The sequence below is a fragment of the Paenibacillus sp. LS-5 genome (assembly GCF_056121505.1).
In genome coordinates this window covers 18,044-39,891 of sequence record NZ_JBWAVA010000004.1, presented here as the reverse complement: position 1 = coordinate 39,891, position 21,848 = coordinate 18,044, and the positions used below count along the sequence as shown (strand labels likewise).

Annotated in this window: 16 protein-coding genes; 12 read left to right on the top strand and 4 right to left on the bottom strand. The window is 49.1% G+C overall.

Translation table 11 applies throughout. From position 1 onward, the window contains the following. Nucleotides 1-98: 98 nt before the first annotated feature. Nucleotides 99-2,459 carry a beta-galactosidase gene (locus AC0MA3_RS07860; protein WP_474655763.1) on the top strand — a complete coding sequence of 787 codons (2,361 nt, stop codon included), beginning with the start codon at nt 99-101 and terminating at the stop codon, nt 2,457-2,459. Nucleotides 2,460-2,571: 112 nt separating this feature from the next. Here the strand turns inward: AC0MA3_RS07860 and AC0MA3_RS07855 are convergent, their stop codons facing one another. Continuing rightward, the gene (locus tag AC0MA3_RS07855; RefSeq protein WP_474655762.1) at nt 2,572-3,408 is read right to left on the bottom strand and encodes a carbohydrate ABC transporter permease; all 837 of its coding nucleotides are present in this window, start codon (nt 3,406-3,408) and stop codon (nt 2,572-2,574) included. Then, nucleotides 3,408-4,298 (bottom strand): carbohydrate ABC transporter permease, encoded by an 891-nt coding sequence (locus AC0MA3_RS07850; protein ID WP_379160847.1) that lies wholly within the window; start codon nt 4,296-4,298, stop codon nt 3,408-3,410. Before AC0MA3_RS07850 ends, AC0MA3_RS07855 begins: the two co-directional genes overlap by 1 nt. Before the next feature lie 298 nt (nt 4,299-4,596). Here AC0MA3_RS07850 and AC0MA3_RS07845 point away from each other — a divergent pair, with 298 nt between their 5' ends. The 11 genes from AC0MA3_RS07845 to AC0MA3_RS07795 all read left to right on the top strand — a co-directional run bounded on the left by AC0MA3_RS07845 (nt 4,597) and on the right by AC0MA3_RS07795 (nt 20,064). After that, the gene (locus AC0MA3_RS07845; RefSeq protein WP_474655761.1) at nt 4,597-6,354 is read left to right on the top strand and encodes a sensor histidine kinase; all 1,758 of its coding nucleotides are present in this window, start codon (nt 4,597-4,599) and stop codon (nt 6,352-6,354) included. Then, complete coding sequence (locus tag AC0MA3_RS07840) at nt 6,347-7,993, top strand: response regulator transcription factor (RefSeq protein WP_474655760.1); 1,647 nt, start codon at nt 6,347-6,349, stop codon at nt 7,991-7,993. Before AC0MA3_RS07845 ends, AC0MA3_RS07840 begins: the two co-directional genes overlap by 8 nt. Nucleotides 7,994-8,117: 124 nt before the next feature. After that, complete coding sequence (locus AC0MA3_RS07835; protein WP_379160856.1) at nt 8,118-9,449, top strand: ABC transporter substrate-binding protein; 1,332 nt, start codon at nt 8,118-8,120, stop codon at nt 9,447-9,449. Between the two features lie 369 nt (nt 9,450-9,818). Beyond that, on the top strand, nt 9,819-11,915 hold the full coding sequence (locus AC0MA3_RS07830) for a glycoside hydrolase family 36 protein (protein ID WP_474655759.1): 2,097 nt from the start codon (nt 9,819-9,821) through the stop codon (nt 11,913-11,915). A 404-nt stretch (nt 11,916-12,319) separates the two neighbouring features. Further along, complete coding sequence (locus AC0MA3_RS07825; RefSeq protein WP_231575410.1) at nt 12,320-12,574, top strand: AbrB/MazE/SpoVT family DNA-binding domain-containing protein; 255 nt, start codon at nt 12,320-12,322, stop codon at nt 12,572-12,574. Between the two features lie 219 nt (nt 12,575-12,793). Next, the gene (locus tag AC0MA3_RS07820; protein WP_474655758.1) at nt 12,794-13,486 is read left to right on the top strand and encodes an HAD family hydrolase; all 693 of its coding nucleotides are present in this window, start codon (nt 12,794-12,796) and stop codon (nt 13,484-13,486) included. A 194-nt stretch (nt 13,487-13,680) separates the two neighbouring features. Continuing rightward, nucleotides 13,681-16,800 carry an efflux RND transporter permease subunit gene (locus AC0MA3_RS07815; protein WP_474655757.1) on the top strand — a complete coding sequence of 1,040 codons (3,120 nt, stop codon included), beginning with the start codon at nt 13,681-13,683 and terminating at the stop codon, nt 16,798-16,800. 45 nt (nt 16,801-16,845) lie between these two features. Beyond that, nucleotides 16,846-18,138, top strand: a complete 1,293-nt coding sequence (locus AC0MA3_RS07810; protein ID WP_474655756.1) for a bifunctional DedA family/phosphatase PAP2 family protein — start codon at nt 16,846-16,848, stop codon at nt 18,136-18,138. An 83-nt stretch (nt 18,139-18,221) separates the two neighbouring features. Next, nucleotides 18,222-18,755, top strand: a complete 534-nt coding sequence (locus AC0MA3_RS07805) for an RNA polymerase sigma factor (RefSeq protein WP_474655755.1) — start codon at nt 18,222-18,224, stop codon at nt 18,753-18,755. Further along, nucleotides 18,752-19,237, top strand: coding sequence for an anti-sigma factor family protein (locus AC0MA3_RS07800; RefSeq protein ID WP_474655754.1), 486 nt, complete (start codon nt 18,752-18,754; stop codon nt 19,235-19,237). Before AC0MA3_RS07805 ends, AC0MA3_RS07800 begins: the two co-directional genes overlap by 4 nt. 14 nt (nt 19,238-19,251) lie before the next feature. Continuing rightward, nucleotides 19,252-20,064 carry a hypothetical protein gene (locus AC0MA3_RS07795; protein ID WP_474655753.1) on the top strand — a complete coding sequence of 271 codons (813 nt, stop codon included), beginning with the start codon at nt 19,252-19,254 and terminating at the stop codon, nt 20,062-20,064. A gap of 43 nt (nt 20,065-20,107) precedes the next feature. Here AC0MA3_RS07795 and AC0MA3_RS07790 read toward each other — a convergent pair whose 3' ends face one another. Together AC0MA3_RS07790 and AC0MA3_RS07785 are read right to left on the bottom strand one after the other, a co-directional pair. After that, on the bottom strand, nt 20,108-20,563 hold the full coding sequence (locus AC0MA3_RS07790; protein WP_474655752.1) for a hypothetical protein: 456 nt from the start codon (nt 20,561-20,563) through the stop codon (nt 20,108-20,110). A gap of 136 nt (nt 20,564-20,699) precedes the next feature. After that, entirely contained in the window at nt 20,700-21,821 is a 1,122-nt protein-coding gene (locus tag AC0MA3_RS07785) for a GerAB/ArcD/ProY family transporter (RefSeq protein ID WP_474655751.1), read from the bottom strand. Between the last annotated feature and the right edge of the window lie 27 nt (nt 21,822-21,848).

The following is a 21,848-nucleotide window of genomic DNA, read 5'->3' as shown; positions in this document are numbered from 1 at the left end:
AGCTGAATAAGAGTGAAGCTTATGTAACGGCTTCCGGGCTGCTCCAAAGCATTAGCTTTGGGGTGGCCCTTATTTATTTTGAAAAGGAGCTGCTGAATATGGCATACACCATCCAAGCGGGCATTGCCCCGAAAGATATTTATCCGGCGACCCTGCGGCTGGGGGGAACCCATCCACAGGGAGACCGCATCAGCTTCACGAACTACTATATGGAGCTGAACGGCAAGCCGTATTTTGCCATCTGCGGTGAATTCCATTACTCCCGTTACCCGGAAGACTGCTGGGAGGCAGAAATCCGCAAGATGAAAGTTTCCGGGATTAATATTGTCGCCACCTACATCTTCTGGAATCATCATGAAGAAATCGAAGGTTTTTTTGAATGGCGGGGTAACCGTAATTTACGGAAATTCATAGAGCTGTGCGCGAAGAATCATATGTACGTCATTCTGCGTGTGGGCCCGTTCTGTCACGGGGAGGTCCGTAACGGCGGACTGCCGGACTGGCTGTTCGGGCGTTCCTTCGATGTGCGTTCCAATGACGAAGGCTACCTGAATTATGTCCAGCGGCTGTTCCAGGAGATTGGAGCACAGGCAGCGGGGCAGATGTTCAAAGACGGCGGGCCGGTGGTTGGCATTCAACTGGAGAACGAGTTCAATGCCGCTGCAGCCCTGTGGGAGCTGACCGCGAAGCAAGGTGATGAATACCTCAGCGGCGGACTTGGCGGTGAAGCTGGCTCCGAGCATATGCGTCTGCTTAAGCAGTATGCCGTTGAAGCAGGAATGGTTGCACCGGTCTATACCAGTACAGGATGGGGAGCTGCACCATTTTTGGAGGATGAGGTGCTTCCTTTATATGGAGGATATGCTTATACGCCATGGAGCATCAGCGAACAGAATCCGCATCAGAAGCCGACTCCAGAGTATGTATTCGTGAATTATCATAATGAAGCTGCCGGAACCGGTGAATTCAATCCTCCCTATCCCAAGACTAAATATCCGTTTGCCTGTTGTGAAATGGGCGGAGGGATGCAGACCTGGTACCTGTCACGGTTCCAGGTGGAACCGGAAAGTGTGATGGCGATGAGCCTGATGAAGATCGGGGGCGGGTGCAATTTTGTCGGCTATTATATGTTCCATGGCGGCACGAATCCGGTAGGGAGAACCGTTTACTTGAATGAGAGCACCACTCCAAGGATTACTTATGATTTCCAGGCTCCTATCGGAGAGTTCGGACAGATCCGTGATTCGGCACACCTGCTGCGTCCTTTGCATTATTTCCTCCGCCGGTTCGGAGAACGCCTTGCGCCAATGGCGACGGCTCTGCCGGAAGGTGCGGAGACTATCACTCCTGAAGACTCACATACGCTGCGGTATGCCGTCCGTACGGATGGCACAGCAGGGTTCCTGTTCATTAATAACTATCAGGATCATGTAGTGATGGAGACCCATGAGGATATCCGGTTTGCTATCCTGCTGACTGACGAAACGATTGAATTTCCAAGAAAGAGCTCACTGACCGTCCGTAAAAATGCCTCATTCATCTTTCCGTTCAACTTTGCGCTGGACGGGCTGAACCTGCGTTTTGCTACAGCCCAGCCGGTGACGTTGGTGGAGTCTGCGGAAGCGGCTACGTACTTTTTCTCCATGCCTGAGGGTGTGGACGGGGAGTTTCTGATTGATGCACAATCGGGCATTACAGGCCTATCGGCAGATGTCGGAACGGTTGAAAAGGGCCTTGATAATAAGTACACGGTGGTTATCCCGCATGATCGCTCAGGAATGATCCGGATTACACAGGACGGCGCACGGGAGATCCGGATTTATGCCATGCATGCCAAAGAAGCAGCTACACTCTGGGAGATGGAGGATGAGGGGCAGCAACGGATCATTTTCTCGGAAGTTCCGCCTGTACAGACCCAGGATGGCATTGAATTCTTCAGCAGCGGCCAGAGCAGCTTCTCCTTCCGGGAATATACCGGAAGCCTTGCTGCGCCTGCCCGGTGGACTACGGCGCGTACAGACTGCTCGATCGCGCAGCATAGCGGGGAATGGTTCCACAGCTTCGATCTGGAGCTGCCGGCTAAGGATATCCGGCTGGACCTCCGCCGGATCCATGACCACAAAATAGCGCTTCAGCTTTCCCGGGATCTCCTGGAAGGTGTGGAAGAGGTGCTGCTAAACATCGATTACACAGGAAATGTCGGATATGCCTTTACGGCTGGTCAACTCTTTCACGATCATTTCTATAACGGTGCGCCATGGGAGATCGGCTTATCCCGCTTCAGGGATGTACTGGGAAGCGGAGAGATTATTCTCGAGACCACACCGCTGCGCAAGGGGGTAACGACTATAGCGGCAGATGCCGCGATGGCAGTAGAGAAGCAGTATAGCGGAGAGTCAACCGCTGTGTTCCACAGCGTTACGGCTGTTCCGGTGTACCGGGTGGCATTGCGAAAGTAGGTACAGGATATCAACCAAGAAGAATCAAAAAGCACCGCCAAGGCAAGTTTTCCTTCCTTGGCGGTGCTTTTCGATTTTACCTATCAGCAGCTGCTTTCAGCCTTTTTCCTAATCAGCCCTTAACCGCGCCGGCTACAACGCCTTTGACGATATATTTCTGCAGGAAGATGAACACGATGATAGAAGGCAGTACGGCCATTACCATCGCTGTCATCGCATACTGCCAGTCGGAGGTATATTGTCCAACGAAGGTGTAGGCGGCCAGCGTCAAAGTTTTGGTATCCGGTGAGCCATTAACCATCAGGAGCGGGAGCAGGAAATCATTCCAGATCCACATGACGTCAATAATAACAATGGTCGTCGTTACCGATTTCAGAAGCGGGAAGATGACACTGAAGAACAGCCGGAAGCTGGAAGCTCCGTCGATTGTGGCGCTCTCATCGATTTCCAGCGGAATGCCTTTCACAAAACCATGGTAGATGAACACGGCCAGTGGAGCGCCGAATCCCCAGTACAGCAGCCCCAGTCCCCATGTGCTCTCGGAGAGGTTCAGGTTCTTGGCCGTTTGCAGTACAGTCAGCATGATCGACTGGAACGGGATCAGCATTGGCATGATGCATAGGAAATAGATGACTCCGCTTAATCTGGATTTCGTCCGCGCCAGCTTATAGGCAGCGATGGAGGAGACGAATACAATACCCAGCAGGCCAAGGCCGGTAATGATGAAGTTGTTCAGGAACAATCTGGGATAGTTGATGAATTTCCAGACATACGAGTAGTTGCTGAACGTCAGATGTTTCGGCAGCGCGATGACATCGGTCATGACTTCGCTGAAGCTTTTTAAAGAGTTGATAATCGTCAGGAACAGCGGATAAAGGAATAGAAGAGAGAGGATAACCAGAACCACTTCGAGAATGATCCGGCCTGCTCTGCTGTTGTTAGTTTTCATTATGCCTCAACCTCTCTTCGTTTGAAGACTGTCAGCTGGATGATCGTTACGACAAGCACTGCCAGGAAAAGGATAAGCGCTTTCGCAGTGCCGTAACCGTACAGATTGTTCTGGAAGGTATCCCGGTAAATATCATATGCGATACTGTAGGTGGTTCCGCCAGGTCCGCCGCCGGTCAGCGACAGAATCACATCGAACACCTTGATCGAGTTGGTTAGTGCCATGAACACGGAGATCGTGATGGATGGTGCAAGCAGCGGCAGTGTAATGCTGAAGAATCTGCGCAATGGACCGGCGCCGTCAACCGTGGCGGCTTCCTTAAGATCTTCAGGGACAGACTGCAGGCCTGCAATATAGATTACCAGGTAGAACCCGATCGACTGCCAGATCGAAACGCCTAGAATCGAGATAAATGCCAGCCCCGGTGTTCCCAGCCAACTGAGTCCAAACATTGACCAGCCTGTACTGTCACCCAGCGAGTTGAAGCCCTGCATGAAGATAAACTTCCAGATGAATCCGACAATAACAAGGCTGAGGATGTAAGGAATGAAGAAGGCCGCTCTCAGCCATGAGGTGGACTTCAGCTTCATATCGAGCAGCACGGCCAGCAGAATCGCCAGGACGTTGACAATCACAATATAGAGAATTGCATATTTTACCGTGAACCAGGCTGCATTGGAAAAGTTAGTATCGCCTGAGAAGATCATTTTGAAATTGTCCAGGCCGACAAATTTGGGATGTTTGGATATTCCGTTCCATTTTGTCATGGAATACCGGATGGTCATGATAAAAGGAATGTAGAACGCAACAGCGATACAGATTAGAACAGGGAGCGTGAACAGCCCGAAGTCTAATTTATCGCGCCATCTTCTGCCGAGTGTTTTTAACATGGATGCACCTCTTCTTGATTTATAGGGTGGGAGTCTTGAACTGGCTTGCCACACATCACCATTCCGGTTAGGCTATATTGTGTATTATAGAGCAGACCCCTATACTCAAAAATGGATTTAAGAGTACAGTTAGGGGTAAAAAGGTGAACTGAACATTTTCCCGTAAAGTCCGTGCAAGAAGGAGGAAGGCATCATTAAAAGAACCCTACACAAACTGTTTGAGCCTTTACTGGAGCGGATTTCGCGCCGTCTGGCGAACAAGCTGATCCTGCTGTTCACAATTATCATTATTCTCGTTGTGACCTCACTGACGTTCATTTCCTACGGGATGCTTCGCAAAGAATCGGTCAACAGCAGTATCTCCAGCACCCGGAACAACCTGCTCCTGGTCGGACGTAATCTGGAGAGTTATCTGGATGGAATCGGCCAGCTGTCACTGCCGCAGATCTCCTATGATGAGTTCAATTACGCGATCCTGCATGAATCCGGTGACTATGCGTCCAAAATGTATGTAGAGGCTTATTTGAAGAATCTTTATTTTTCGCGAAATGATCTGGAAGCCATATACCTGTACGTGATCAAGGAGCACAAATATTATTATGTCACCAAGGAGAACTACAATATTACTGTCCGGGTGGCACCGCATCCGTCAATCGAGAATCTTTCGTGGTACAAGCGTGCGCTGGACAGCCCTTTTAACCGCTCTTATCAGTCCTTTGTGATGAAGCGGTCGGCTGAGGAGAGCAGTGGCGATTACCCTGTCAATACGGAGAAAAGCTTCATGGGCTATCACCGGCTGCTGCGTTCGATTGTGACCCGTGAGCCACAGGCTGTGCTGTCCCTGTATTTCAATTCCAGTGTCACAGATGAGATTATGAAGGATATTCCCTTTAATGAAGGGGAGCATCTAATGTATGTCAGTCCGGACAATGAGCCGTTTGTGGTGGATGACCGTGAATTTGTTCTTAAGTCTGAAAAGGCGGGGCTGCTTAAGAAGCTGACTCCGGCCCAAGGCGGACGTTTGACCTGGTCGGACAGCGGGCAGAAGTATCTGGTCATCTATGACATCAGCCAAAAGGAAGGCTGGAAGCTCATCAAGCCGATTCCCTACAAGCAGATCTATGAAGCGGCAACGACAACGCGCCAGTTGAGCTATTCGATCGGTCTGCTCTTTTTGATCGTGTCCGTCATTCTCGTGAGCTTCACTTCCAACAAGATCACCAGTCCCTTGAAGCATCTCTCGCTGCAGATGAAACGCTTCAGCACCGGCAGCTTTGATGCCAAAGCAGTTGTGGAAGGCAGTGACGAGATCGCCTACCTGTCACGCCATTTCAACAAGATGGTAGAGAACACGAATGAGCTGATTAATGAACGCTATAAAATGAAAATTGTCGAGAAGAACGCTGTGCTCAAGGCGCTGGAGGCGGAGATCAATCCGCATTTCCTCTATAATGCCCTGCAGGCGATTTCCACCAAGGCACTCAAGAACAACAATGATGACATTGTTGAGATGGTTGATAATCTGGCACTGACCTTAAGATACTGCATCAGCGGCAGAGATGTGGTGCAGGCACGGGAGGAGCTGAAGCATATCGAACGTTATCTAGCCCTGCAAAAAGCCCGATTCGGCAACCGGATGCAGGTGGAATATGACTGGAATGACAGCCTGCTTGAACTGAGAATTCCCAAGCTGTCCATTCAGACGCTGGTGGAGAACTGTATCAAGCATGCGCTAGAGAAAGTATCCAGTACGGTTACTATCCGGATTGAAGCCCGGATAACGCCTGAGTACAGCATAATCTCCGTACTGGATAACGGACCGGGTATAACTGAAGAACGCCTTCAGCAGGTAATCAGCACGCTGCAGGTTCAGTGGGATGACAGCGGCGTAGAGTCAGCAGAGGAAGGTTATGCGGAGAGCATCGGACTTAAGAATCTGAATACACGCTTGAAGCTCTTATATGGTGAAGAAGCTGGGCTTAGCATTGCCAGTGATGAGCATGGAACACAAATGGATATGCGGTTACCGCGGGGAGGGCTGGGACAACATGTATAAAGTTCTGATTATTGATGATGAAGAGCCGCTGCGCGAAGCGATCAATATTCTTGGAGATTGGAAGGGCCTGGGTGTAGATCAGGTACTGGAGGCAACGGACGGGAAGATGGGTCTGGACATGCTTCGCAGTCATAAGATTGATCTGGCCCTGGTGGATATGAAAATGCCGGAGCTGAACGGGAGCGAACTGCTTAGAATTGTTGAAAGTGAATTCCCTGATCTGCTGCTGATTGTCATTAGCGGCTACAATGATTTTGAATATACCCGTCAGGCTATCCGCTCCAAGGTTGTGGATTATCTGCTGAAGCCGGTCAACCGTGCGGATCTGAACAGTGCGCTGCGCAAGGCAGTCGATGTGCTTGAGGCCAAACGCAAGAAGGAGAGCGAGTTCATCAACCGCAACATCACCTTAAATATGTCCCTTCCGAAGCTGAAGGAGAAAATGTACCTGTCGATCATTGAACGCAGCTTCAAGAACCAGTCCAATGAGGCATTTCTGCCGCTGATCGGTGCGGACAAGCCCGGTAATCACTTTACAGTAGGGGTTCTGCGGATGCTTAATCTGGAGCATGTGCGCCATAACCGGTTCCATGAAGACCGGGATCTGCTGCATTTTGCCGTCACCAATGTGATTAACGAGAATAGCGACGGTCATTTCGAGGCTTTCAGCTTTGCCAGTCCCCGGAGTGAGCGGGAGTTTATCGCTATTTTCACCTTACAAGGCAGTTATGCGGAAGATGCGGCGTTTCTCTCGCTTCATCATATGAAGAAGGCGGCTTCCACGCTGAAGGAACTGTTCGGGATAATCTGTGCCGGCGGGCTTGGGCAGCCTTATAGCGATTGTCTGGAGATTGCGCAGTCCTATGAGCTGGCTACAGCTGCACTGGATGGGATCGATCTGCTGAGCCTGAAGGGCAGCGTAGTCTCGAATATGGAATATACCAAGCCAGTCGCCAAGGACAGCCCTTCTCTTACAGGGCGGATGCCGCTGATCCGCAGCAGCCTGGAGAGCGGGAATGTGAATCATGCCAAGAGTATACTCAGCGATTTTACGCACAGGTGGAAATCCTCGGAGCAGTTCAGCCTTGGTGAAGCGGACCGGACCATACAAGAGTTTATTATTTTGCTGGGGGATATTGCCCTGGAGCTGGATGCTGTCCCGGAACGTCTGCGCAGTGGAAGGCGCCAAGGGCTGAGGGGGCTTGGCATTGGCAGTGATTTCGCCTCTTTTGGAGAGTTCGAGGTAGTCCTCAGCAGTATTCTGGATGTCTATGCCAGAGAAATCAGCAGATCGCTGGCCGGAGACCGGAGCAGTGTGCTGGAAAATATTAAAGCATACATTGATAACCATTACTTTGAGAATATTAAAATATCGATGTTCACGGATAAGTACTTCCTGAGCAGAGAATACTTGATGAAGCTGTTCAAAGGCCAGTATGGATATGGCATTCATGAATATGTGCAAAAGGTGAGAATGGACAAAGCCAAAGATCTGCTGTCGGACCCCGCTCTCAAAATCCAGGATATCTCCGAGAGGCTGGGCTATAAGGACAAGAACTATTTCAGCAAGGCGTTCCGCAATTACTATGAATGTTCACCTACTGAATTCCGGCTGCTGCTCGCAGAGGGAGAAAAGTGAAACGGTTACATCAGCCCACTTTTTTACCCTCATAAGATCACTTATGTACATTCTTATCCTTTTTCTTTTTATTTAAAATAACACCAAGACCACAAGAAACATGAGGAAAAGGGGGCAACACATCATGAAGGTAAAGAAAATTATGGCACTATCCGCGAGTCTGCTGCTCGCAGGGGGACTGCTGGCCGGTTGTGGCGGGAATAACACCAATAATGCCGCTAACAACACAGGTGGAGCTAATAAGGGAGCTGATACAGCAACCGATTCATCCAAACCTGTGACCATCAATATGTTCACCGCATCTCCCGAGTACACGGATGCTTTTAATGCCTATATCGCTGAATACAAAAAAGTTAAGCCGAACGTTACCATCAACCTGGAAATCATGCAGGCCGACTACAATACGGTCCTCAAATCCAAAATTGCCGCAGGCAGCACTCCGGACGTCTTCCAGACTACGGCTGGCGGAGATATCGACACCTTTGCTGAATATAGTGCCGATCTGACCAATGAGCCGCTGGCATCTGCAATGACCGATGCGGTCCGCTCCAATATGTCCTCCTCTGACGGCAAGGTTCTTGGACTTCCGGTCAAAGGCAACCTGTTCGTACTGATGTATAACAAAAAGCTGCTTGCTGATGCAGGTATTACCGAAGTTCCAAAAACCACCGCCCAACTGGATGATGCGATCACCAAGCTTGAAGCCAAGGGAATTACGCCATTTGCCAATGCTTATAAAGAGTGGTGGGTCTGGAAGCATATCTTCCAACACTTCGTGGATGCAGCGGCTACGGATGCCGGCATGGATGCTAAGACACTTGTAGGCAAATTCATCGCAGGTGATACTACCTTCAAGGATCATCCTGTACTGTACAACAATTTCTTTAGCTTCATCGACACCACGGTCAAACACGGAACGGACAAGCCGCTGGAACGCGACAGCAATGCGGAAGTCAGTGACTTTGCTCTTGGCAAGGCGGCATTTATGACTGGTAAAGGCGCATGGGATGAAGAAGCCATCAAGAAAATTACCCCTGACTTTGATCTCGGAATCACAGGATATCCTGTCAGTGACAAAGCAGAACAATCCCAGATCATTACCGGTGCCGACCAGGCGCTTCGCATTAACAAGGATTCCGCTGTAGCTAAGGAAACCATTGAATTCTTCAACTGGCTGTATACTTCTGAATACGGCAAGAACTGGTTCTCCACAGTGGCAAAGGTAATCCCTCCAATCAAGGATGCTCCGATGCCTGACCTGCAAATGCCTAAGGAAATGGAAGAAATCCTCAAAACCGAGAAATCCGGTGACCTGTCGGTTAACTACTCGCTGGATACCTTCCACCAGAAATTCGGTGAACTGATGCAGGCTTATATCGGCGGCAGCAAAACCAAAGATCAGGCCATCGATGAAATTCAGAAAGCCTGGATTCAATTCGGATCGGCTGAACAATAAGATCAATATTGCTTCCATCCCGGGACGGCTCTTGAAGGTAAGATTTCATTTACCGGATAAGCCGTCTTTTTTTATGTAACACAGATTTCGGGGCGGGAAGCACTAGTGGCTTGACGTAACTGCGAGGAATGTTTGGATTTCCGGCCGCTGTTATGGTTGGATTTCTTGATTTTAAACTGCTGGGCGCAGTGGAAATCCAACCATAAAGGCGAACGCTATCGCTCCTCCAATTCCAAACTTCCCCTCCGTTACTTCGCCACTTTTGCAGAACGCTGGAAATCAAGAGTTACGAATACAAAAGACGCTTTATAATTAGGAGACACAAAGCAGGGTAGAGACAATAACATTTGTCAGGAGGCTAAGTTATATATGGACAGCAGGCTCATTGAAATTGCCGAAAACGGACTTTATCTTACCATCGAAATTACAGAGCAGCAGGATGTCCGGCTGCTGCATTTTGGCGCAGCTCCATTGCAGGATGGAGTGATCGCGGAGAAGAACAAACCGGGGTTCCGGTTACTGGAGCTGCAGCTCTCAGGGGAAGACCGGGATGAATATCACGGGCGCACGCACCGCGCGTCTTACCCGGGGCTGCGGATGGAATATGCCGGTCATAAGGACAGTGTAAATGCGCTTGGCCGCAAGCTTGAGATTAGTCTGGTTGACCCTGTAACTAGAGTTAGAGCTGTGCAGCATCTTCAGTTCTATACCGGCGTGCAGACCGTCCGCTGCTGGACGGTGCTGAAGAATGAAGGGGCTGATATAGCCTCCGTTGAATATCTCTCGACCTTTGCGCTTACTGGAGTAGATAAGGAAGGCAGTGGAGACCGTAACGACAAAATGGAGGTCACCCTTGCTCACAGCGGGTGGCAGAGTGAGCTGCAGTGGCGGACTTACCGGCTGCCGGAGCTTGGCATGTCCCATCTGGCTGATCGTGGCTCCAAGCGTATCGCCGCCAGCAACACCGGTTCCTGGTCGGCGGCTGAGCTGCTGCCGATGGCTGTTCTGCACAATAAGGAGAGCGGGACTAGCCTGTTCTGGCAGATAGAGCATAATGGCTCCTGGCACTGGGAGCTGACGGATCAAGCCGACCAGCTCACGCTGCTGGTCAGCGGACCTACCGAGCATGACAACCACTGGTGGCTGAAGCTGGCGCCGGGAGAGGAATTCAACTCGGTTCCTGTAGCTGTCGGCGCAGTGCAAGGCGGCTTCCAGAGTGCGGCGGAACAGCTTACAGCCTACCGCCGGCTGATCCGCCGGCCGAATGAGGACAACGAGCTGCTGCGGATTATTTTTAATGACTATATGAATTGCCTGTGGGGCAACCCGACAACGGAGAAGCTGCTTCCTCTGATCGATGCGGCTGCCGGTGTCGGCTGTGAATATTTCTGCATCGACGCCGGCTGGTATGCACCCGGGGAGTGGTGGGATGGAGTAGGGCAGTGGGAGCCTTCCGCCGAACGTTTCCCTGAGGGGATTAAGTATGTGCTCGATTATATCCGCAGCAAAGGGATGATTCCCGGCCTCTGGCTGGAGCTTGAGGTCATGGGAATCAACAGTCCGAAGCTGGCTGAGACCGATGACAGCTGGTTCTTCATGCGCCACGGCAAACGGGTCAAAGACCGCAGCCGTTATCAGCTGGATTACCGGAATCCTAAGGTGATTGCTCATGCAGACGGTGTGATTTCAAGATTAGTGGAGCAGTACGGTGTGGGTTATATTAAGATGGACTACAACATCAATGCAGGCATAGGAACAGAGACGGATGCCGACAGCTTCGGTGATGGACTGCTGCAGCACAACCGGGCTTACCTGGCCTGGCTGGACAGTATTTTTGTCCGTTACCCGGAGCTGGTGATCGAGAACTGCTCCAGCGGCGGCATGCGAATGGATTATGCCATGCTCAGCCGGCACAGCATCCAATCCACCAGCGACCAGGAGGATTATGTGCAGTATGCGGCGATTGCCGCAGGTTCGCCGGCAGCCCTTACGCCGGAGCAATCGGCCGTCTGGTCCTATCCGCTGCGTGAAGGCGATGATGAAGAGGTCATCTTCAATATGGTTAACGCTCTGCTGCTCCGTGTGCATCAGAGCGGCCATCTGGCGGAGCTTGAGCCCCGGCGCAGAGAGCTCGTGAAGGAAGCCTTGGATTATTACAAATCCATCCGTGCCCACATTCCTAAGGCGCTGCCGTTCTGGCCGCTGGGCCTGCCTGACAGCGAGGGCAAGTGGGTCAGCTTTGGCCTGCGGCATGGCAGTACCCGCTATCTCGCGGTCTGGCGGATTGCCGGAGATGCAGCGGCAGTTAAGCTTCCGATTCCAGGGCTGCAAGATCAGGCTGCAGAAGTACGCTGTGCTTATCCTAAACAGCATCATTCGGAGTGGAGCTGGGACAAGCAGGGTGGTGTGCTGACCGTCTCGATCCCGCAGGGCAAGACCGCCCGCCTCTTTGAGATTCACACCTGACAATATGACAAACATTCATAGATATTGAATTATTGAAATATTGAATTACTGAATTACCCTCTGGCTGCTGAGAAGATCTCACTGTTGCCGGAGGTTTTTTTTTATTTTATGACTGTTTCTATTTAGTTGTGTGTCCGGTAGATTAATTTTGTAAAAATAAAGAACTATTCATGGGCGAGGTTTTTGGATAAAATGGTGGATGAACTAATATTTTGTCGAATTAACCCTAAACTTTGTCGAATATTTTGTCGATATATATCAAAAGATGTAGAAATAAAATTGACAGGAAAGAAATAGAACTTTACAATGCAGATATAGGGTTAATCATTTCTACTATTTAGAAGCTTTGATAGCTTTTAACACCAACACATATGAAGTATTATTTTGAGGGAGGATGTATAGTAATGAAAGCAACAGGAATTGTAAGAAAAGTGGATGAACTGGGACGTATCGTAATTCCGATTGAACTACGCAGAACGATGGGAATTGACATAAAAGACCCGCTCGAAATTTTCGTTGATGGTGAAAAGATCATCCTCAGAAAATATGAACCTACCTGCATCTTCTCCGGCAGTGCGGAAAATCTCATCAACTTCAAAGGCAAAATGGTCAGCAAAGATGTTCTTGACGAATTGATTGCCAGTTTCGATCACGTATAAACCGGCAACGGGCTTCATAGAGCATTGAGCAGCAGGGACTGGAGGGCGTACACCATTATGGTGTATTGCCTTCCGGTCCCTTTTCATTGACTGAACAGCCGCTTACCGTACGTAGACAACACCTGCTGCCATCCTATATTATAGGGCATAGTAAGAAGTATATCTGTTAACAGAAGGAAGAGAATACAGAAACATACATTTGAAGGGTTGGGATACCTCATGAGTACGAAATTGAAGAAGCCGGAAGCGATCATATTTGATATGGATGGAACGTTGTTTCAGACCGAAAGTTTGCTGTTGCCCGCTTATCATAAAATGTTTGATGTATTGCGGGAGGAGGGTCTATATTCCGGGCCTACTCCGCCGGAGGAGCGGATTCTGAGCAGCCTGGGTATGCTGCTGTCACAGATCTGGAAGAATGTGATGCCGGATGCCGATGAGGCTGTACACCGCCGTGCAGACGAACTGCTGCTTCAGCTCGAGATTGAGGGACTGGAGGCAGGCGGTACCCTGCTGTACCCCAAGGTGACTGAGACCCTTGCAGCACTGCATAAGCGCGGAGTCAAACTGTTCGTAGCGAGCAATGGGCTGAAGGATTACATTGATAGCATTGTTGTGGTGCATCAGCTGAAGGAGCTGTTCGAGGGTCTCTATAGCGCAGGCGGGCAGGGCACTGCTACCAAGACCGAGCTGCTGCGCATCCTGCTGGATGATCACGGCATAAAGGATGCCTGGATGGTCGGTGACCGTTCCTCCGATGTGGAGGCTGGCAAAGGCAACGGACAGACTGTGATCGGATGCGCTTATGCTGGGTTCGGACGCCAGGATGAACTGAAAGGATCGGATGTAATTATCTCCGCTTTCGATGAGTTGATCGGCCTTTACGATAACAGCATGGAGCAGGTCCTGTAATCGAAGGGAACATATATCTATTAGAACCACATCAACACGGGTGTCACTTCTGCCGTATAATCCGGCAGGGAGGACACCCGTGTTGACGTTTGGAGAATGAAACTATGATAGAGAAAAATATATTTTTTACAGAGTGAACAATTCTGCCTACTTCATAGTCTTTTCTCTATATAGACCTGAGAGGAGACATACAGATGAAACGTATCATAGAATCAGTAATGCAGCGCGCGACGATTATTATAATTGGTGTTGTGCTTATTTTAGCCTGGGGGGCGGTATCCGCCTATCAAATGCAGAGAGATTATCTCCCCGGGATCAATAACACCACGCTGATGGTATCCCTGAGGGCATCCTCGTACCAGGCAGACCAGATCAAACGTGATATTACCACCCCTTTGGAGGAGGCTATCCGCAAGACGGACGGACTTACCAATCTGGAGACCACCTCCTACGATGGCGGGCTTCTGATGAATCTGTATTATCCGATGGATTACAATATGGAGCAGGCGGAGAATACACTGAAGCAAGCGTTGAACGATGCGGACTTGCCGGATGGAGTTAACAAGCCGGTGGTCACCCGCTTAACCTCAAGTACTTTTCCTATTCTAAGTTATAGCCTGACAGCGAAGAGTGGTCAAATCGATGATCTGACTCTGCAATCGTCTCTGCAGACGGATATTGTTAACCAATTGAAATCCGTGCCCGGAGTGGCGGATGTGCAGACGGTCGGTGGTGCGAATAAGGGATATGTCGTTGCACTCCGCATGAAGGATCTGGTGGCTAACGGCCTGTCCGTGGACGATTTCAACAAATCTATTGTATTGGATCTCCCCACCCTGCAAGGCAACATTGCCAATGTCAAAGCTTCCTTTCCTATTCGAATAGAAGGTTGGGATCTCACGGAACAGCAGTTGAACAACCTTGCCATCAAAAATAAAGACGGGGATAGCGTCCCCTTATCGGCAGTTGCCTCGGTAAACCGGTCGCTGACAGATGTCAAAACCGTCTCGCGAACCAATGGCAAAGCCAGTGTGCTTATTAATGTCATCAAGACACCTACGGCAACCATCACGGATGTGGCTAAGCATGTCAAAGAACGTGTCTCCGGAATTTCCGCTGTAAAAAGCAGTGATGTATCGATGAATTTGCTGACGGACCGTGCGCATGACTTGAATAACTCCCTGAAAGGGCTGATTCGTGAGGGTCTGCTGGGCTGCCTGTTCTCCATGCTCTGCGTATTATTCTTTTTCCGTAATGTGCGGTCCACCCTTCTGATTGCCGTATCGCTTCCTATTTCGCTGCTGGCTACAGTGGCAGTGCTCAAATGGATGGGCGTTACGCTCAACATCCTCACTGTGTCCGGGCTGATTGTAGCCATGGGACGGATTGTGGATGATGCCATTGTAATTCTGGATAATATTTACCGTCGAGTACATGAAAATAAAGACAAGCCTGTGCTTCACGTCTTGGCTTCTGCAGTAGTGGAAATGCTGCCGGCTATATTCGCTTCTACGGCGACTACTGTTGCCGTCTATGTTCCGATTGCATTGGTGGGCGGCATCATCGGCGCTTCTTATTCAGGCTTTGCCTGGTCTGTAGTTATAGCACTGGGGGTATCGTTCCTGGTTGCCATGCTGGTCATTCCTTCCTTTGCTTTTATCAGCTGGAGAGAGCCGAAGACCCAGGCTGTCACGCTCGAACCCTTGATGAAGCCATTTCTTTTGAACGCTTTGAAGCACAAAAAGATAGTTATTAGTCTCTCGCTCCTCCTCTTTATCGTCGCCGGTCTGTTCGCTGTACGGCTTCCGTTCAGCCTGCTGCCCAGCACGGCCAGCGGTCAGGTTGCGGTCAAAGTGGAGCTCCCGAAAGGAACACCGCTATCGGAAGTAGATAAGGAGGTTAAAGCCGTAGAGGATGTTCTGCATGCCAACGGTGGAATCGCCTCCTATTCAGCTACCTTTGGTTCTTCGTTCACGCCACAGGCTGACGATGTATTTGACCAAGGCGGCGGATTCATTCAGCAGCCCAATGTCGCCAATCTTTCTATCCAGTTAAAAAACGTCAAGGCAGTCAATACATTCATACCTGCTTTACAATCGGATCTATCGAGCCTATCTGACCGGGCAGCCATTACGGTAACCAACCAGAACATTGCAGGCGATGATTCGACAATCAAAATCATGCTGATGGGCGCAGATGAACAAACCCTTGAGAAGGCTGCTGATCAGGTCCGAACCAAACTGGTCGATATCCAGGGGCTTAGTGTTTCGGGGAAGACGGATATGACAAACGGCATTCCGAAGTTTGCCGTTGTCATGGATCGGGAGAAAGTACAGCAGGCGGGCATTAAAGAGGCTGATCTGAATAACCTGCTGAAACGGTACATGACCAAAGGGAAGGACTTTGATATCATGACGTCGACAGGAACGGGTATCCTTCCGGTAGACGTATATATTGATCCTGTTCTAACGAACGTTGTCCATGAGAAGTCATTGCCCGTCTATACGCCAGAAGAGGTACTGGCATCATTGTCTGCGGAGACACTTGCTGGCAGCAACGGGCAAATGTACCGGCTTGATCAATTGGCCTCCGTTCAGAAAAGCGATGCGGTCTCGTCCATTCAGGAACGCGACGGCCAGCCGTTCGCTGTGGTGAGTGCACAGATTATTTCCAGTGACATGAGTAAAGTGTCTGATACGGTAGATCAGACGTTGAAAGAGATGCAGCTTCCGGACGGCGTGACCTACTCCCTTGGAGGCATTACCCAGCAAGTCAAGCAGATGGTTCTAGAGATGGCTATAGCCGTAGTTGTATCCATACTTCTAGTTCTGCTCATTACCAGCTTTGTCTTCAAGGGCTGGAAAGCACCGTTTGCCGTATTGATCAGCATTCCGCTAGCCTTATCCGGTGTGGTGATCGCCTTGTACGGGGTCCATGGCCAGTGGAATCTCGCCGCATTGATCGGGATATTGATGCTTACCGGTATCGTAGTAACCAATGGAATAGTTCTCATTGATACCATTGAACGTAACCGTAAAGAGGGAATGAGCCTCCGGGGCTCGGTAATTCAGGGAAGCCTGTCCCGGGTACGGCCGATTATGATGACAGCAGGCACTACAGTGCTTACCCTGATTCCCCTTGCCTTATCCCACAGCGCCGATACAGTCATCTCCCAGGTATTGGGCATTGTAGTGATCGGAGGGATGATTACCTCCACCCTTAACAGCTTTGTGGTCATCCCGATTATCTATGAATGGATGCAGGGCAAAGCAGCCCGGAATGCTGGCGGCTCGGCGAATGGAGAAACGGTCTAATTGTTAATGGAGAAGTACACACTATAAGGAAGAGGAGGGGTTTCAATGAGTATCACCACCTGGCTTGAACAGTATGGATATGCTCTAATATTTACGGCCTTATTTCTTGAAATGCTCGCATTGCCTCTTCCGGGTGAAATGATGATGAGCTATACGGGATTGTTCGTATTTGAAGGGAAACTGAATTTTGTGCTCAGTATTATTACTGCGAGTGCCGGTGTAACCGCCGGCATTACGCTTTCCTACTGGATCGGGTACAGGCTGAGTCAGCCATTCCTGCAGAAGCATGGACATCGTGTTCATTTGGGTGAAGAGCAGCTGGGAAGAATGAATGTGTGGTTTGAGAAATATGGTGACAAGCTGCTGTTTATTGCCTATTTCATACCCGGGGTCAGACATATTACAGGATATTTCTGCGGCGCAACCCGTATGCCCTTCCGAAAATATGCGCTTTATGCCTATTCCGGCGCGATTTTTTGGGTCAGCTTGTTCATTACACTTGGAAGAATCCTCGGACCCAAATGGGAAGTCTATCACCAAAGTGTAAACCGCTATATGATCATTTTTGCGATAGCTTCACTTTTGTTGACTGTGATGATCTATGTGTTGAAGAAATACAGACAACGGCTGCTGACAGCTTCGATCGTTCTGCTTACCAGAGGTATACGTCGGTTTCATTCTCTGGGCAAAGTCAGATTTCTGGTACTGTCTTCTTTTACAGCCCTGGTCCTATTTGTTTCCTTGATGCTAGGCTTGATTCAGGACTTCCTGGCCCATGAATTTAATCAATTTGATGAGGTTGCCAGTTACATTGTCCACACCCTTTTTGGACCCGAATGGCACCCTCTCATGAATCTTTTCACCCAGCTTGGAACGGTTTACCTATATGGTCCTTTGATCGCTGTAACTGCTATCTGGATCGCTGCAGGTGTCCGCGACAAACTGCTGGAGCTTAGCTTTTTGTTCTGGGTCGTCATTGGGGGAGAATGGCTTGACGACGGCTTGCGTCGCTTGTTTCATCGTCCGGGTCCTGTTGCTGCCGGATTCCAATTGTTTAATACATTTCCCAGTGAGGAGACCCTAACCTCAATCACAGTGTGCGGGTTCTCTGCATTCTTCATCCTCCGCCATTATAAGAATAAGCTTGTCCGGGTTGCGGTCATTACAGCTGTATTATTCGTATGTCTTCTGATTGGAGTCAGCCGGATATATCTTCAAGTACAATTTCCCAGTGATGTGGTTGCCGGATATGTCTTTGGCGGAGTCTGGATCAGTCTGAACATACTCCTGCTTGAGATCCTCAGAATGCTCCATACCAATCATAGGAGTGCCGTCTGATCCTCCAGGGAATGATTTACGAATCGAATTCAGTTATGGCATGATAGTGACAAAGCTGCCGTTTCGGTAGGAGTTGAACTCAAGTGGTTGATGCTGAGCTATATCATATTATTCATCTGGCCAGGGGCGGGGATCAGGAGGCGTTTGCTGAGCTGGTCCGGAGATACAAAGGCCATGTATACCGTTATGCGGTTGGTATGTTAACCAATCGGATGGATGCGGAAGATGTCTCCCAGGAGGCATTCGTCAAAGCTTTCTATTCCTTGTCCGGCCTGGATAATGAATATGCGTTCTCATCGTGGATGATGACCATTGTATCCAATCTGTGCAAAGACCGGCTCAAAAAGAATAACAAAGAGCAGGAATTCAGAGATGAGCCTAATGAGCGCATAGAGGATTCAGGCATATCTGATCCGGTTGCCAGGTTGTCTGTAGAGGAGAGCTTAGGCAGGCTGTCCGTTGACCATCGGGAGGTCATTCTTTTACATGATGTTCAAGGTTATAAATATGAAGAAATTGCTTCTCTGCTGAATGTCCCCATCGGAACAGTGAAGTCAAGATTATTCGCGGCACGGATGTCATTGCGCAGAGAATTAGCAGAGGAGGACCAGGAATGACCTGTCATTTGGAGGATCAGCTGTCAGCTTATATGGATGATGAATTAACAGATGAGGAGCGGCGACAGGTCGAATCCCATCTGGAGAACTGCGAGTCCTGTCAGCTCCTGCTGGAAGAATTATTATCGGTACAGAGTACCGTCGTTCATGCATTCGGGGAGATTCAAGAACCGGAGAATCTGGAAATACGTGTATTACAGACGCTCTCAGGCAAAAAGGAACAGGCAACGTCAGAAAGGGGCTGGCTTCTGGTTCCAATTGCAGCTTTCGTGTCTCTTGTTATTCTCTGGTTCGCCGCCGGCTCGATCTTCGCAAAAGTGCTGCATGGATTCTTGAAATTGATGCTTGCCATGGTATATATGGGATCGCATCTCCTGTCAGGTGTGCCTGTCTTATCCGGATTGACGGTTATACTGTCCTTAGGGATCATTACGGCTTCTGTATACTCACTGCGGCGCCTGCTTCAAACGTCAACCAGTTGAAAGGGATGAAATACTTGAGAAAGATCTTTTATACGTTATGTTGCTGTGCGCTCCTCATGCTCCTCATTCCCGGTATGGCATCCGCCAAGAGCATCTTTGAGCATCAGAATACATCCGTACCTATAGGACAAACCGTAGATGATGTCTATGTGGTGGGAGGCAATGCTGAGATTTTTGGCCAGGTGACGGGTGTGGCGGTTGTGGTGAACGGAGATCTCCATTTGGGCAATACCGCTGATATTAAAGGTCTGGTTGTTGTAATCGGAGGTCTGGTCAAGCAGGATCCGGGAGCGGTGCTGGGTGATGACATTTATAACATTTCCATGGACAACTCCACTCAAAACAGCCTGCTGATCGGAGGGGGGATTGCACTGGGGGTATGGGTGCTGCAGCTCGCCGCAGGTCTGCTAATGATCTTGATCCCAGTTCTCTTCAGGATAGCCGGTAAACAAAAAATAGCCGCATTTACGGACCGGTATCCTCTGGCATCCCTCACAAGACTGCTGCTTATCGGATTCTTTGGCACTTTGATCCTCGCTGCATTAAGTGCACTTCTATTGGTCACTGTAATCGGTATCCCGTTTATTATTCTGCTTCTTCTATTGATGCTGATTACTTTGGCATTTGGAACGACAGTAGTAAGTTTTCGAATCGGTGAGCTATTTCACGGGGATAAGCCATTGTCTGACTGGATGAAAGTACTGGTTGGTGCAGCTATCTTAACTGCGTTTGTTAATATACCTTTTGTAGGCTTTATTCTATTCTTACTTCTCCTGATGATCTCTGTTGGCATTAGTGTACAGTGGATATTCAGGAAGAAAGCTTGAGCATTCTGGGATCTTATGGTGGTCTCCCTGACTATAGGGCTGTCTAGGCAATATTAGTCTGGAGCCTCTGGTGATAACCCGACAGGGATTGTTCAATAATATGTTCAATAAAAAGCGGGTCATAATGACTCAACAGACACTGGGCATAATGCCATGCGTTTTCTTCTATGGTCAAACTGATCTCCGTCTGTTCCCTTTCTGTAAGGGCTTCGCCCAGAAGAAAGGCAAGCTCTTGCAGCCTTTGGTCTTCCGAATGGCCAAGTTCATGGGCAAAGATGACCGCAATATATTCCTCCAGCCGGTCCAGGGACCCGAACAGACGGACGCATTGCTCTATAATATCTTCTTTATATAGGTAAACGGTGTGACTGCCCATATGATATTTGCCGCCAACCAGTCTTTTTCCGGGGAAGCAGGCTTCGATTTTCACCTGGACCTGGATGTTTGAATGCACAAGCAGCTCATCCACTACATGAATAAACGATTGATCCTTCAGCATAATTCACCTTCTTTAAACCATTATGTAGTTAGCTTCTTAGCTTCCTATTCATTATTTCGGCAGCAGAATGCTGAATCTGTATGCTGGAGTAGAAACGCGCTATTTGGGAAGATTCTATCAGCAAAGAAGGCTGCCCCTAGCTATCAAAAGGCTTGGGCGGCTTCTTTTGATTTTTCCGCCATTTTTTGGTTATTTTCATCACTACAAATAGAATTAAAGGCAGTACGATTTGAAAAAAAGGTGAAGACGTATTTAAGGTTACTTCGCGTCCGACTATAATGTGGTGGGTGTAATTTGGAGACAAAAAGGAAATTCCATAAATCACTGCAGCCAAAGGCAGCACCCACTTTTTAAAGGAAACGCCTGTGATTCTTTCGAGCCCGATGACTGCACCGTGGAAAAACAAAGCAATTTTAATGCCTAAACCCAGAAAAAACAGCAGGATAAAAAGAGCATCCATACGTTCAAACACCTCTGCCAACCGGATTAATTGTACGGATTCGAGCAGTGGAAGAGTACTGAATGATGCTAATTTGTGGCCCATCACCAATACGGTTAATTGATTGAGGAATGTCAGTGATATGGCTGTAAGGATATAGACCGTTATTACAGCTTTGCGAAGATTTTTTGCTTTCCGCGCGTGTGGATAGAAGACAAGGAATAACACAACTTGCCCAAACGGAAAGGAGATAATCTCCGGAATCGCGGCCTTGAAGGCAGGAATCCAGCCGTTTTCCAGAATCGGGAATAAATACTCCAAGTGGAGCAAGCCGGCGGCCGGAATGATGATACTGATGATGGTATACCCAAACACCATTCCAGGGAAGAGTATCATACACATCCCAAAGAACACCTTATACCCGTAACGAATCGTGTTAGACTCCACCAGGATGGCAATTAAGGAAACAATCCATAATGGAGTCTGGTTTAGGAGGGTCAATAAAGTGACTTCTCCTAAATCACGTAGATTCCTTGAAGCCTCATATGCGAAATAACCTACAAACATGAAATTCAGAAGGGAGCCCAGGTATTTCCCCATATATCTTCGAAAAAGCTGGAACAAATCCAGATTCGGCTCTTGATTGTAAATGGACAGATGAAGAATAAGCAGGAGCAGACCCGCGAAGGCACCAATAAGCATTGCCAGCCATGCATCTTGTTTCGCTTCACTACCCAGGAAAAATAAAGTAGTGCTCCCTACCTCAAATAAGGAGAGGCATATCACCAATTCGGATACGCGAAGGGTATACTTGCTCATAAGCTTTACTCAACCCCTTATCGGATA

What these genes read in the sequence shown, in the direction of transcription:
- AC0MA3_RS07855 (WP_474655762.1), bottom strand. Translation starts at nt 3,408, where the DNA reads ATGAAAACTAACAACAGCAGAGCAGGCCGGATCATTCTCGAAGTGGTT.
- AC0MA3_RS07850 (WP_379160847.1), bottom strand. Translation starts at nt 4,298, where the DNA reads ATGTTAAAAACACTCGGCAGAAGATGGCGCGATAAATTAGACTTCGGG.
- AC0MA3_RS07835 (WP_379160856.1), top strand. Translation starts at nt 8,118, where the DNA reads ATGAAGGTAAAGAAAATTATGGCACTATCCGCGAGTCTGCTGCTCGCA.
- AC0MA3_RS07785 (WP_474655751.1), bottom strand. Translation starts at nt 21,821, where the DNA reads ATGAGCAAGTATACCCTTCGCGTATCCGAATTGGTGATATGCCTCTCC.
- AC0MA3_RS07815 (WP_474655757.1), top strand. Translation starts at nt 13,681, where the DNA reads ATGAAACGTATCATAGAATCAGTAATGCAGCGCGCGACGATTATTATA.
- AC0MA3_RS07800 (WP_474655754.1), top strand. Translation starts at nt 18,752, where the DNA reads ATGACCTGTCATTTGGAGGATCAGCTGTCAGCTTATATGGATGATGAA.
- AC0MA3_RS07860 (WP_474655763.1), top strand. Translation starts at nt 99, where the DNA reads ATGGCATACACCATCCAAGCGGGCATTGCCCCGAAAGATATTTATCCG.
- AC0MA3_RS07810 (WP_474655756.1), top strand. Translation starts at nt 16,846, where the DNA reads ATGAGTATCACCACCTGGCTTGAACAGTATGGATATGCTCTAATATTT.
- AC0MA3_RS07825 (WP_231575410.1), top strand. Translation starts at nt 12,320, where the DNA reads ATGAAAGCAACAGGAATTGTAAGAAAAGTGGATGAACTGGGACGTATC.
- AC0MA3_RS07820 (WP_474655758.1), top strand. Translation starts at nt 12,794, where the DNA reads ATGAGTACGAAATTGAAGAAGCCGGAAGCGATCATATTTGATATGGAT.
- AC0MA3_RS07830 (WP_474655759.1), top strand. Translation starts at nt 9,819, where the DNA reads ATGGACAGCAGGCTCATTGAAATTGCCGAAAACGGACTTTATCTTACC.
- AC0MA3_RS07840 (WP_474655760.1), top strand. Translation starts at nt 6,347, where the DNA reads ATGTATAAAGTTCTGATTATTGATGATGAAGAGCCGCTGCGCGAAGCG.
- AC0MA3_RS07790 (WP_474655752.1), bottom strand. Translation starts at nt 20,563, where the DNA reads ATGCTGAAGGATCAATCGTTTATTCATGTAGTGGATGAGCTGCTTGTG.